Here is a 12,206-nt window from a genome sequence, read left to right as displayed (position 1 = left end):
CGTCTCCCGTCAATTGTCGAGACGGAACGGTTCCGTATCGACTCAGGAGGACCGTACTCGCCGATTAGTCGAGACGCAACCGTTCCGTCTTGGGTATGCTTCCGGTCATGAGCCGATCAGCCACAGCCCGCCCTCCGGGCGGCCCGGTCCTGCAGGACGCCGTCACCGACGCGCTCCGTACCGCCTTCTTCGAGGAACTCGCCGAAGTCGGGTACGGGAAACTGTCCTTGGAAGCCGTGGCCCGCCGCGCCGGCACCGGCAAGGCGGCCATCTACCGGCGCTGGCCGTCCAAAGAGGCCACGGCCGTCGACCTCATCGTCCAGGTCTCGGTGGCCGCTGCCGACACCCCCGACACCGGCAGCCTGCGTGGCGACGTACTGGCCTACCTCACCCAGACCGACGAGGCACTGCGCCACCCGCTGGTCTCCCGCATCCTGCCCGACCTGCTAGCCGCCCGCGCCTACCACCCGGGCATCGCCGCCACGCTGGGCGAACGCATCGGCGAAGAGCGCCGCGAAAAGGTCGGTGCGATCCTGCGCCGGGCTGTCGAACGCGGCGACTTGCCCGCCGACACCGACCTGGACCTCGGCCTCGACTTCCTGGCGGGCCCGCTGTACTGGGCCACCATTGTCCGGCAGGCCCCCACCGACCCGGACCTCTTCGCCCGCGTGACGGACAAGGTCGTTGCCGCTTTGGCTGCATAGCCGAACCGATCCACGGCAGGGGAACCGCGGCCCGGCCCATGCCGCTCGAACGGCTGTGGCCGGGCGCGGAAGGCAGCGTCAAGGCCCGGCGGGTCGGCACTCGCGCCACCGCGAACGACGCCGAGATCGTCCACGCACCCGCCGGCGGCTTTTGGCTCTCAACCGCGTCGAGGCCCGGTTCACCGTCCTGCGCCTCACCCTCGGCGTCACGATCACGCCGACCGCAAGGAGCAGGGCAGCATGATCCGACGCTTCGTCATCCGGCGGAACCACCACACTGGTGATCACCGCCTACGCGCCCTTCTGGACAGGGCAGACGCTGCCTGATCCGGCTCTAGTCCGCCGAGTCGTGCAACTCCCCTCTGAGCAAAGTGTGTTCGCGCGGCGCCACGCAGAAGGCGTGGCCCGCGGGGTCGACGAAGACCCGGAAGAGTGCGCCGCCCGGCTGGTGCGCAGGCACCTCGGCGCCGAGGGAGCGGAGTCGCTGCTCGACCTCGTCCAGCTCCTCGTCGACGGCGAATTCCAGGTGGTGGCGGCGCGGGGCTTCCTCGTCGGGCCAGCGGGGCGGCTGCGGGTTGGCGGACTGCTGGAAGTCGATACGGACGCCGCTGCCGTACGGGGCGAGTACGGCGAAGTCCCCCTCGTCCGAGACGGCGCGCCGGCCGCCGAGGAACCGCTGGTAGAAGCGGGCCAGTTGGTCGGGGTCCGGGCAGTCGAGCGTCACGGCGAAGAAGGTCACGGCCATGCCCGACACCCTAGGGCCTGCGCACTGTCCGGTGCGGCGCCAACGAGCCGCGCACGCGGACCACTTGGCGGAACCGAGACCGGCCCACGCCCGCAAAGGCGGACGGGGCCGGTCCCCGGATCACTCCCGCGCGCCGTCCTGCGCCCGTGCTGCGGCCTCCTCGTCGGCGGCGCGCTCCAGGCGGAACGCCTGGTTGCCCTGCCCGATCCCCGCGAAGGTCTCCGGGCTGCGGGAACGCAGCGCCAGCCCGACGACGGTGCCGACCGCGGCGGCGACGAGCAGCAGCCCCGGCAGGGCCCAGCTCAGGGCCGATCCGGCGCCCGCGTCGATGAGCACGTCGAAGTCCTTCACCGCGTAGACGAAGATCGTGGCGAGCCCGGCGGCGGCGAGCCCGGAGCAGACGAGCCGCCACCCCTGCGCGCCCGCCGCCCCCCGCCGCACGAAGAAGGCGATGATCGCGACCGAGGTGACCGCCATCAGCAGGATCACACCGAGCGCGCCCAGATTGCCCATCCATGTGAAGAGGTTGAGCACCGCCGCGGTCGGGTCGCCGACCGGCTTGTCGTCGGTGACGGCGAAGGCCGTGACGACGAGGAAAGCGAGCACCGTCTGGAGCAGCGAGCCGTAGGCCGGGGCCCCGGTGCTCGCCGAGGCGCGGCCGAGCGCGCGCGGCAGCAGCCCCTCGCGCCCCATCGCGAAGGCGTAGCGGGAGACGACGTTGTGGAAGGCGAGCATCGAGGCGAAGATCCCCGTGACGAAGAAGACGTGCAGCAGGTCGGTGAAGACCCCGCCGAGCCGCGGGTCGATCAGCGAGAAGATCAGGCCGGCGCTCTCCTCCCTCGCCTCCCCGACGATGTTGTCGGGACCTGCCGCGACGCCCACCAGCCACGAGGTGAGCGCGAAGAAGACGGCGACGATGGCGAGCGCCATGAACATCACCCTCCGGACCACCGTCCGGGGCTTGTTGGTCTCCTCCGCGTAGACAGGGGCCTGCTCGAAGCCGAGGAAGCCGGCGATGGTGAAGCAGAGCGCGGTGCCGAGTCCGGCCCCCGCGATCGTCCCCGGGTCGAAGGCGAGGAGCGAGAGGCCCTGCGGGCCGGGGTCCGAGGCGAAGGCGATGTCGAGGACGACGACGAGGAGCGCCTCGATGACGAGCAGGACGCCGAGCACCTTCGCGTTGAGGTCGATCTTGAGCGCGCCGAGCACCGCCGTGACGAGCACCGCGGCGAGCGCCGGGACCCACCAGGCGACCTCGGCGTCGAGGTGCTGCTGGCAGAGCGCGCTCACCTCGTAGCCGAAGATCCCGAAGATGCCGACCTGGAGCGCGCTGTAGGCGGCGAAGGCGACGTACGAGGCGGCCGAGCCCGCGATCCCGCCGAGCCCCCGCGCGATGTACGCGTAGAACGCACCGGCGTTGTGGACGTGGCGGCTCATCTCCGCGTAGCCGACGGCGAAAAGCGCCATCACCACGCCGAGGATGACGTAGAGCAGCGGCTGCCCGACGATCCCCATCACCGCGTACGTCGTCGGCATCACGCCGGCGACCACCATCAGCGGTGCGGTGGCGGCGAGGACCGAGAGCAGCAGCCCAGCGGTTCCGATCCGGCCGGCGCGCAGCGCGCCGGGGTCGTGGCCCCGGTAGGTGCTGATGTCGTCGGGTCCCGCTGTGGGTTCGCTGCTGCCCGTGAGCATGGCGCTCGGTGTCCTCTCGGCTGTGGGGTCGCTTCCGATGGTGCGGGTGCGTGCGGTGGTGCGGTGGGTGCCGCCGCGTGTTCGCGTCCGGTCAGGTCAGACGGAGCCCAGGGCTGCCCGTTGTGCGGCGCGGAATGCGCGGTAAGGGTCGCCGCCCGAGTACGACCAGGGCTCGCGGGTGGCGATGCGGCCTATCCGCTGGAAGAGCGCGGCCGCCTCGGCCGTACGGCCCTCGTGGTACTTCGCGTAGGCGAGGAAGTTGAGGTCGACGAGCCGCCTGGGGTGCGTGCTCTCGCCTCCCCACTCCAGCCACCAGCCGAAGGCGCGCTCGGTGATCCACTTGGCCTGCCGCCCGTGCCAGAACCCGGCCGACGGGTCGACGTCCGCCTGCCCCTGCGCGACGGCGACGCGGTACCGCTCGGCGTGCGCGACGAGCGGCAGGAGGGCGAGGGAGCTGTCGGCGGGGGCGCGCTCGGCGGCTTGCGAGGCGAACTCGTGGACGACGGGACCCTTTTCGGCGAGCGCGGCGACCATCAGGTGGTGCGCGTGGTGGTGTTCGGGATGGCGGGCCGCGACCGCGTCGAAGACCTCGCGGCATTCCTCGGGGGTTCCGACGGCGCGCAGGAGCAGCAGCAGCGCGAACCAGGGCGAGGGGTCGGCGGGCTGCCGCCGCGCCACCTCCTCCAGCGCCTCCCTGGCCTGTACGTAGAGCCCTCCCCCGCGTTCGGCGGCGCGGTGCGCGAGGGTGCAGGCGTGGAGCAACGCCGCGTCGTCGCTGTCCGGTTCGGTGGTGAGCCACTCGCGGCTCCACGCCTCGGAGGACGGAATCCCGGCGAGCACGGTGAGGCGGTGGCCGCGGCTGTCGTGGTCGTCGTCGCCCCGGAGCAGGGTGCGGACGTCGGTCCACCGTCCCTGCGCGAAGGCCGCTCTGGCGTCGACGAGCGCCGAGTCGTCGAGAGCTGGTTCGAAGTGCCGGGCGTCGCGGGGTTTCCGGGGTATGAGGGGAGGGGGTGGAGGAGTCATGGTCGGCGATCACCCAACCGGACATAGCCGGGACACGTCAAGAGGAATCCGATCAACTCCCTTACAAAAACGGTCCGTTCGGAACCAAAACTCTCTTCGTGACCTCCGTTGACCCGCCCTTCCCGGTGAAGGGATCTGCACGAGAACTCCACACGGGAGGGCGCCGCACTGCCCGTCCGCGTCGCCTGCTTGGATGCCGCCATGAACGCTCCGGACCCCGCGGGCCGTGCCTCCGACGAACTCCTCGACATCGTCGACCCGCACGACAACGTACTCACGCAGCGCCCCCGCGGCGAGGCGTACGCCGAGCGACTGCGCCACCGCTCCGTCGCGATCCGGGTGCGCGACCCGCACGGCCGCCTCTTCGTGCACCGCCGCACCCCGGAGAAGCTGATCTTCCCCTCCCGGTACGACCTCGTCGTCGGCGGTGTCGTGGGCGCCGGGGAGAGCTACGACGACGCGGCGCTCAGGGAGGCCGAGGAGGAACTCGGCGTCCAGGGGCTCCCGGTGCCGCAGCCGCGGCTGAAATTCCTCTTCGAGACGCCCGAGTACGGCTGGTTCCTCACGGTCTACGAGGTGGTCTGCGCACTGCCCGTCCACCCGCAGCCCGAAGAGGTCGCCTGGCACGCCTTCGTCACCGACGACGAGTTGGCCGAGCTGCTTCCCCGGTGGGACGTCGTCCCCGACGGCCTGGAGTGCCACCGGCGCCTCGACGCCTGGCACGCGCAGCACGCGGAGTGACCCGCCACCGCAGCCCCGGAGACGGCGCCCGGTGGCCCGAGTCCGCCGGGCGGATGCGCATTGCATAGGCTCGACGCATGATCCACCGGCTTCTGGCCACCCTCGGACTGTGGTTCGCACCGCAGCGGCTCCGGGCGGAAGGCACCACCCCCGACTACCGCTTCTCGCTCGCCAACGAGCGGACCTTCCTCGCCTGGATACGCACCTCCCTGGCGCTCGTCGCCGGCGGCATCGCGGTCGACCAGTTCCTCACCGGGCTCAGCGCCCCCGCACGCACCACGATCGCCGTCGTCCTCCTCGCCGGTGCGGCGCTCTGCGCCTTCCGCGCCGTCAACCACTGGGTACGGTGCGAGCGCGCCATGCGCCGCGGCGAGGACCTGCCCGTCTCACGGTTCCCCGTGCTGCTGGCGGTGGCCACGGCGGTGGCGGCGCTCCTGGTGATCGGGACCGTCGTGCTCGGCGGGGTCGGCCAGTGACGGCGGAGGGCGCCCGTGTGCGCGACCCCGGCGCGCAGCCGGAGCGGACCCGACTGGCTTGGCGCCGCACGACGTTGGCGTACGCGGTGGCGCTCGCCCTCGGCGCCCGCACGGCCCTCGAAGGCGACCTCTCCCCGACCGCGGCGACCGCCCTGGCCTGCGCCGCCCTCGCCTGGCTCGCCCTCCTCCTCGCCGCACACCGCCGCACCCGGGCCCTCGCCCGCGCCGAGGGGCCGGTACCGATGGCCGCGGGGGCGGTCCGCGCCACCGTGGCGTGCACGCTGGTGCTGGTGGTGGCGGGGGCGCTGCTGTTGTGAGGTCGGCTCCTCAGAGGTCTGATCCGAGGTGGCCGGAGGGCGGTCGGCGCGGGTTGCGCACAGGCAGTCGCCGCTAAGCGCCGAGCCGCCCGCTCCGGACGGCGCCGACGAAGCCGGCGAACGCACGGGCCCGCCCACAGCTCGACCGAGGCAACTCTCGTCCAGCACCGCGAAGATCAGTGGCGGCGGCGGGCGAACGAGCGCGGCCTGGCGCGCTTCGACGACCGCCACCCGCTCTTGACCTTGCTCAGCAGTGATCGTCCCCCGCGCCACTTCGCTCTCGGCCACAGCCGCGTACTGCGGGGTCTGCAACAGGCCCGGGATCACTCCGATTTCGAACAGTCGGACCTCGGTCGCCCGTCCCCCGTAGCCCACGTACTCCGAGACCCCTTCCTCGTCTCACGCCATTCCCGCTCGAACGACTCCCCGGTGGCGGCAACCCCGAAGACGCGGTCGAGCTTGCGCGAGAAGGGGAGGGTTGGTGACTTACGGGAAGTTCCCACGGCCGCAATATGCTGACTGGAACGCGCCAGACGCTCGGCCAACCCCTCCTGCGTCCGGCCCCGTTTCCCCCGCATCCTGCGCATACGAGCCCCGTACGCCGCTTCGGGGCTGTCGTCGGGGTCCAACTCTTTCCGGTTGACCTTTCCGTACCCCGACCCTTCCTTCTCTCGTGATTACTTGAAGGACCCCGGCACCCGCACCCAGCCACCCCGCATGTGGCGCCCGTCTCCGCCCACCCCTCTGGACCTCATACCGACCAGTCGGCATGATCGGATCGTCACCCGCACCCGCCGCGAAGGAGCGCGCACCGTGAAACAGGGGAATCCGCCGGGCCTCGAACTGGAGCGGCTCGCAGCGCACTTGGAGCGCGAGGTGCCGGGTCTCGTGCAGGGCCCGCTCTCCGCCGAGGTGGTCCAGGGAGGGCGCTCCAACCTCACCTACCGCGTCACCGACGGCAAAACGCGGTGGGTGGTGCGGCGTCCGCCGCTCGGCCACGTGCTCGCCACCGCGCACGACATGGCCCGCGAGTACCGCGTGATCACCGCGCTCCGGGACACCGAGGTCCCCGTCCCCGGCACCGTGCTGCTCTGCGAGGACGAGGAGGTGCTGGGCGCCCCGTTCTACGTCATGGAGCAGGTCGACGGCGTCCCCTTCCGCACCTCGGAGGAGCTGGCCCCGCTCGGCCCGGAGCGCACCCGCGGCGTGGTGCTCGCGCTGCCCGACACTCTTGTCTCCCTCCACGCCGTCGACCCCGCGGGCGTGGGCCTCGGCGACTTCGGTCGCCCCGAGGGGTTCCTCGAACGCCAACTGCGGCGCTGGGGCAAGCAGTTGGCCGCCTCGAAGAACCGGGAACTGGAAGGCGTCGACACGCTCCACGAGTCGCTCGCGGCCCGCCTCCCCGAGTCGGGCCCGCCCTCCGTCGTCCACGGGGACTTCCGTCTCGACAACGTCCTCGTCGGCGAGGGCGACCGGATCACCGCCGTCCTCGACTGGGAGATGTCCACCCTCGGCGACCCGCTCACCGACCTGGGCCTGCTGGCGATGTACAGCGAGCACCCCGCGCTCCCCGACTCCCCCGTCGCCACGACGAGCGACGCGCCGGGGCACCCGTCCTCCGCCGAACTCGTCGAACGGTACGCCGCCGGTTCCGGCCGCGACGTGACGCGGATCAACTGGTACACGGCGTTCGCCTACTTCAAGCTCGCCGTGATCCTGGAGGGCATCCACTACCGCTACACGCTCGGGCAGACCGTCGGCCCGGGCTTCGACCGGATAGGCGACCTGGTACCCGCCTTCATCCACGACGGCCTCGCCACGCTGCGGAAGGACTGACCACGATGGACTTCGCCTACGACGCCCGCACCGAGGAACTCCGCGCCCTGCTCGGCGACTTCCTCACCAAGGACGTCCTCCCCGCAGAGCAGGTCGCCGAGGAGCAGCGCGCCGCACAGGACTCGCCGTGGACGACTCCTCCCGTCGTCGAGGAGCTCAAGACGCGGGCCCGCGGCCTCGGCCTGTGGAACCTCTTCCTGCCCGACGCCGAGCACGGCGCGGGGCTCACCAACCTCCAGTACGCACCGCTCGCCGAACTGACGGGCCGCAGCCCGAAGTTGGCGCCCACGGCCCTCAACTGCGCCGCGCCCGACACCGGCAACATGGAGCTGCTCGCCGCCTTCGGCACTCCCGAGCAGCAACGCGCCTGGCTGCGCCCGCTGTTGGACGGCGAGATCCGCTCGGCGTTCGCGATGACGGAGCCCGACGTCGCGTCCTCCGACGCCACCAACATCGAGACGCGGATCGTCCGCGACGGCGGCGAGTACGTCGTCACGGGCCGCAAGTGGTACATCTCCGGGGCGATGAACCCCGACTGCAAGGTCTTCATCGTGATGGGGAAGACCAGCCCGGAAGCCGGGGACGTGCGCCGCCAGCAGTCGATGGTGCTCGTCCCGCGGGACACGCCCGGCGTGCAGGTGCGGCGCGCGATGTCCGTCTACGGCTACGAGGACCACTACCACGGAGGCCACGCCGAGGTCGTCTTCGACGGCGCCCGGGTGCCGGCCGCCAATCTCCTCGGCGAGGAGGGCGGCGGATTCGCCATGGCCCAGGCCCGGTTGGGCCCCGGCCGCATCCACCACTGCATGCGGCTGATCGGCATGGCCGAGCGCGCCATCGAGCTGATGTGCACCAGGGCGCAGACGCGGAACGGCTTCGGCGCTCCGCTGGCGCGGCAGGGTGTCGTGCGCGAGTGGATCGCCGACGCGCGCGTGCAGGTCGAGCAGTTGCGGCTGCTGGTCCTCAAGACCGCCTGGTTGATGGACACCGTCGGCAACCGGGGGGCGCACACCGAGATCCAGTCGATCAAGATCGCGACGCCGCGCGCCGTCGTGGACATCCTCGACAGGGCGGTGCAGCTCCACGGCGCCGGCGGCGTCAGCCAGGACTACCCGCTCGCAGAACTCTGGGCGACGGCACGGACGTTGCGCCTCGCCGACGGCCCGGACGAGGTGCACCAGCGCTCCCTCGCCCGCCGCGAACTCAAGCGGCACACGGCGGGCTGAGGCACCGCGGCGCGGGCGTACCGCCGCCCGCGCCGCCTCACCCCTGCGGGAGCACCACGACACGGCCCGTCGTCACGCCGTCGAAGACGCTCTGCACCGCCTCGGCGGCCTCGTCCATCGGCACCCGGCGGCTCACCAGCGGCCGGACGGCGCCCTCGCCCGCGAGTCGCGTCAACTCCCGGTGGCACTCGCCGATCGAGGCCGGGTCCTTCCTCGCGTAGAGGCCCCAATGGAGCCCCATGATGGTGTAGTTCTTCACCAGCGCGTGGTTGAGCCCGGGGGTGGGCACGGCACCGCTGGCGAAGCCGACGACGACGATGCGTCCCTCGAAGGCGATGCACTTCGTCGAACGCGTGTAGGCGTCGCCGCCCACGGGGTCGAAGACGACGTCGGCGCCCCGCCCGTCCGTCGCCTCCTTCACGGCGGCGGCGAGATCGTCGGAGCGCCGGTCGACGACGACGTCGCAGCCGAGCTCGCGGGCGACTTCCGCCTTCTCGGCGCCGCCCACGACGCCGATCACCCGCGCGCCCGCCGCCCGGCCCAACTGCACGGCGGCGCTGCCGACCCCGCCTGCGGCGGCGTGCACCAGCAGCGTCTCGCCCTTCTGGAGCCGCGCCCTGCGGTGGAGCGCGAACCAGCCGGTCTGGTAGGAGATGTGGAGCGCCGCCGCCTCCGCGTCGTCGAGCCCCTCGGGTGCGGGGAACGCGGCGGAGGCGTCCATCAGCACCGACTCCGCGAACGCACCCGCGGGGAGCACAGGCGTTCCGATCACCCTGCTGCCCTCGGCCGGCGCATCCTCGACGTCTTCGCCCCTGGCGACGACCTCGCCGCACAGCTCGATCCCCGGCGTGAACGGCGGCTCGGGCCGCACCTGGTACTCGCCCCTGCACAGCAGCGCATCGGGGAAGTTGACGTCTGCGGCCCTGACCCGCACGAGCAACTGCCCCGGACCGGGCTCGGGTTCGGGTATCTCCTCGTACCGCATCGCCTGCCTCGGCTCACCGGGGGTGTGGACGCGCCATGCCTTCACGGGTGCCTCCCTGGGGTCTGTGCTTCACGGTGCCGCGCGGCGTGGGGACCGCCGCGGGTCGCGGCGGTTCAGGTGCGGGGGCGCAGGGCTCGCAGGAGCAGTTCGGCGAGCTGGTCGGCGACCTCCTGCGGCCCGAGCTGGCCCTGCGGCCGGTACCAGCTACTGAGGTGGTGGACCGCACCGAAGTGGTAATCGACGACGAGGTCGGGCTGCACGTCGGCGGCGAACTCACCGCTGCGCTGCCCCTCCTCGATGAGCGCGCGGAACCGCTCGTGGTAGCGGCGCCGCTCCGCGCGCACCTGCTTCTGCTTCTCGTGTGTGAGCTGATGCATCGAGCGGAAGAAGATCATCGCGTCGTCGAGGTTCTCCAGCGTGGTGACGACGACGTCGGCCGCGGCGGTACGCAGCCGCTCCCCCGCGCTGCCGGGGCCTGCCGCGTAGAGGTCGAGGCGGTCCTGCTGGAGGCGGAGGAGGCGGCCGTAGATCTCGTGGAGGAGGTCGTCCTTGGAGCCGAAGTAGTGGTAGAGGGCGCCCTTGGTGACGCCGGCGGCCTCGACTATCTCCTGCACGGAGGTGCGGTCGAAGCCCCGCTCGGCGAAGAGCCGCGTCGCCTCGGCGAGCAACCGCTGCGGCACCGGACGCGCGGCACGCTCCGTCCCGGCGCCGGTCGCGCCCCCTTCTACCGCGGGCTCCGGGGTGCCGCCCGCTTCGGCCGTCGCGGCCCTCGCCATCGCCGTCACCGTCTCTCTCGTCTCCTGCGCCCGTGTCCTTCCCGGGGCGATCGCCGTCGTGGGATCTTCCCACCGGCCGGCGCCGCTCTCGGCGTTCGGGGCCCCTAACCGGCGGGCGGCGGTCCGGAGAGCTGCTCCTCGACCTTGCGCTGCATCCGGTTCATGCCGTCGAGCCAGCGGTCGGTGGAGGTGGCGCGGGCCGCGTAGTGCTCGGCGGTGCGCGGGCTCGGCAGGACGAGGAACCGGTCCTCGGCGAACGCCTCGAAGACGGCGTCGGCCACCTGGTCCGGCTCGACGGCCCCCGGCGCGAGCACCATCCGTCCTACGGGACCCGCCGACTCCAGCATGTCGGTGCGCACCCCCTCGGGGCAGAGGGCGTGGACCCGGACGCCGCGGTGCCGGTAGGTGACGGCGAGCCATTCGGCGAAGGCGACGGCGGCGTGCTTGGTGACGCTGTACGGGGCCGAGCCGACCATCGTCAGCAGCCCGGCCGCCGAGGCCGTGGCGACGAACCTCCCGCTGCCGCGCTCCAGCCACTCGGGCAGCAGCTCGCGTGCCGCCCGCACGTGGGCCATGGAGTTGACGCGCCAGGCGCGCTCCCACTCCTCGTCCAGTGCCTCGGCTCCGCCGTGCGGCGCGACGCCCGCGTTGGCGCAGAAGGTGTCGATCCGCCCGCCGAGCATCTCCCGTGCAGGCGCGACCACTTCGGCGGCGTCCCCGGGGACGGCGACGCCGCCGACCTCTCCTGCGACGGCGCGGGCCTTCTCCGCATCGAGGTCGTTGACGGCGACCCGCGCGCCCTCGGCGGCGAACCGGCGGGCGAGCGCCGCGCCTATCCCGCCTCCCGCACCGGTGACGACGACCGCGCTGCCGGCGAACTCCATGGGTCTCCTCCCGCGTTGGCCTGCCGCGGGCGCGCCGCCCCGGCTCCCGTGCCCGGGCAGACTAACCAGTCGGTATGGAGCGGAGGAACCCTCGGGGACGGCGGTGTGCGGGCGGTCACACGGCGCATGAGCCCGGCGCATGCTCCCCGCACCGGGGGAGCATTTCACCCCTTCGGGAATACAGGGCTCCATAACGGGTAATCCGCCAACTCACGGGGGCTGCACAGAACGCACCGGAGCGGGAGCCGAACAGCACGTCGGTACGTCACATCTCCGACGAGTCGGGTCCTCTCCCCCGGAGGTGGGATAGATGGCTGGCTTCAGAGCCCTTGCCCAACAAGTCCGCGACCCCGGCCGGGCGCCGTCCCAACGCCGCCAGGCCCTCCGCAAGTGCCTGGAGCGCTTCGCCCCTTACGGGCATCGCGCCACCTGGCACCATCTCTGCGCCCGTGCCGGCTTCTGCCCCGACGACCGCACCCCCGACCCGGTGCTGCTCGTGCAGGCGCTGGAGGAGCTGGAGGAGGCGCGTGCCGTCTGGCTAGCGTACGAGTCCGAAGTCGCCGCACGCAGGCGGCTGGAGAAACGCGCAGGCATCCGGCAGCCCACCGCCCTAGACGAGTGGCACCGCCGCACGTGGGGCGGCCGCTCCCTGCTCCGCAGGGAGGACGCCGAGCAGGTCCAGGGGGTGCGGCTCGCCGAGGCGCTCCGCCGGATCATCGCGGCGATGGAGGGGCACTGCCCGCTGTCGGTGCTCAACGCCCCCCGGGCGGCGCGGAGTTCGATGGTCGCGTCGGGCTGAGA

General features: G+C 72.3%; 13 protein-coding genes and 1 pseudogene. 7 read left to right on the top strand and 7 right to left on the bottom strand.

Annotated elements, in window-relative coordinates:
• The first annotated feature begins 107 nt into the window (after positions 1 to 107).
• Positions 108 to 704, top strand: coding sequence for a TetR/AcrR family transcriptional regulator (locus F603_RS0100495; protein WP_026328025.1), 597 nt, complete (start codon positions 108 to 110; stop codon positions 702 to 704).
• A gap of 334 nt (positions 705 to 1,038) precedes the next feature.
• Here F603_RS0100495 and F603_RS0100490 read toward each other — a convergent pair whose 3' ends face one another.
• The 3 genes from F603_RS0100490 to F603_RS0100480 all read right to left on the bottom strand — a co-directional run bounded on the left by F603_RS0100490 (position 1,039) and on the right by F603_RS0100480 (position 4,164).
• Complete coding sequence (locus tag F603_RS0100490; RefSeq protein ID WP_019544067.1) at positions 1,039 to 1,449, bottom strand: VOC family protein; 411 nt, start codon at positions 1,447 to 1,449, stop codon at positions 1,039 to 1,041.
• A gap of 120 nt (positions 1,450 to 1,569) precedes the next feature.
• Entirely contained in the window at positions 1,570 to 3,141 is a 1,572-nt protein-coding gene (locus F603_RS0100485) for an APC family permease (protein WP_019544066.1), read from the bottom strand.
• Positions 3,142 to 3,237: 96 nt separating this feature from the next.
• Positions 3,238 to 4,164, bottom strand: a complete 927-nt coding sequence (locus F603_RS0100480) for a hypothetical protein (protein WP_019544065.1) — start codon at positions 4,162 to 4,164, stop codon at positions 3,238 to 3,240.
• Between the two features lie 201 nt (positions 4,165 to 4,365).
• Here F603_RS0100480 and F603_RS0100475 point away from each other — a divergent pair, with 201 nt between their 5' ends.
• The 3 genes from F603_RS0100475 (at position 4,366) to F603_RS0100465 (ending at position 5,698) form a co-directional block, all read left to right on the top strand.
• Positions 4,366 to 4,905 carry an NUDIX domain-containing protein gene (locus F603_RS0100475; protein ID WP_019544064.1) on the top strand — a complete coding sequence of 180 codons (540 nt, stop codon included), beginning with the start codon at positions 4,366 to 4,368 and terminating at the stop codon, positions 4,903 to 4,905.
• Positions 4,906 to 4,982: 77 nt separating this feature from the next.
• Positions 4,983 to 5,381 carry a YidH family protein gene (locus F603_RS0100470; protein ID WP_019544063.1) on the top strand — a complete coding sequence of 133 codons (399 nt, stop codon included), beginning with the start codon at positions 4,983 to 4,985 and terminating at the stop codon, positions 5,379 to 5,381.
• Positions 5,382 to 5,398: 17 nt separating this feature from the next.
• Positions 5,399 to 5,698, top strand: coding sequence for a DUF202 domain-containing protein (locus F603_RS0100465; RefSeq protein WP_019544062.1), 300 nt, complete (start codon positions 5,399 to 5,401; stop codon positions 5,696 to 5,698).
• Between the two features lie 126 nt (positions 5,699 to 5,824).
• Here the strand turns inward: F603_RS0100465 and F603_RS33705 are convergent.
• A pseudogene (locus tag F603_RS33705) lies at positions 5,825 to 6,285 on the bottom strand (Scr1 family TA system antitoxin-like transcriptional regulator); the annotation flags it as partial.
• A 226-nt stretch (positions 6,286 to 6,511) separates the two neighbouring features.
• On the opposite strand from F603_RS33705, the gene F603_RS0100460 reads away from it, so the two are divergent.
• Both F603_RS0100460 and F603_RS0100455 read left to right on the top strand, forming a co-directional pair.
• Positions 6,512 to 7,534, top strand: a complete 1,023-nt coding sequence (locus F603_RS0100460; RefSeq protein ID WP_019544061.1) for a phosphotransferase family protein — start codon at positions 6,512 to 6,514, stop codon at positions 7,532 to 7,534.
• Between the two features lie 5 nt (positions 7,535 to 7,539).
• The gene (locus F603_RS0100455; RefSeq protein WP_019544060.1) at positions 7,540 to 8,760 is read left to right on the top strand and encodes an acyl-CoA dehydrogenase family protein; all 1,221 of its coding nucleotides are present in this window, start codon (positions 7,540 to 7,542) and stop codon (positions 8,758 to 8,760) included.
• Positions 8,761 to 8,797: 37 nt separating this feature from the next.
• Here the strand turns inward: F603_RS0100455 and F603_RS0100450 are convergent, their stop codons facing one another.
• From F603_RS0100450 to F603_RS0100440, 3 genes are all read right to left on the bottom strand, one after another.
• Positions 8,798 to 9,790 carry an NADPH:quinone oxidoreductase family protein gene (locus tag F603_RS0100450; RefSeq protein WP_019544059.1) on the bottom strand — a complete coding sequence of 331 codons (993 nt, stop codon included), beginning with the start codon at positions 9,788 to 9,790 and terminating at the stop codon, positions 8,798 to 8,800.
• Between the two features lie 68 nt (positions 9,791 to 9,858).
• A complete protein-coding gene (locus F603_RS0100445; RefSeq protein WP_019544058.1) occupies positions 9,859 to 10,521 on the bottom strand; it encodes a TetR/AcrR family transcriptional regulator in 663 nt (220 codons plus the stop codon).
• A gap of 104 nt (positions 10,522 to 10,625) precedes the next feature.
• The gene (locus F603_RS0100440) at positions 10,626 to 11,405 is read right to left on the bottom strand and encodes an SDR family oxidoreductase (RefSeq protein ID WP_019544057.1); all 780 of its coding nucleotides are present in this window, start codon (positions 11,403 to 11,405) and stop codon (positions 10,626 to 10,628) included.
• Positions 11,406 to 11,715: 310 nt separating this feature from the next.
• Between F603_RS0100440 and F603_RS0100435 the strand changes: the two genes are divergently transcribed.
• Complete coding sequence (locus F603_RS0100435; protein ID WP_019544056.1) at positions 11,716 to 12,204, top strand: hypothetical protein; 489 nt, start codon at positions 11,716 to 11,718, stop codon at positions 12,202 to 12,204.
• Positions 12,205 to 12,206 lie beyond the last annotated feature (2 nt).

It is taken from the genome of Streptomyces sulphureus DSM 40104 (genome assembly GCF_000381025.1).
GTDB lineage: Bacteria > Actinomycetota > Actinomycetes > Streptomycetales > Streptomycetaceae > Streptomyces > Streptomyces sulphureus.
The sequence above is the reverse complement of the archived record's forward strand: the minus strand, read 5'-3'. Positions and strand labels throughout refer to the sequence as shown.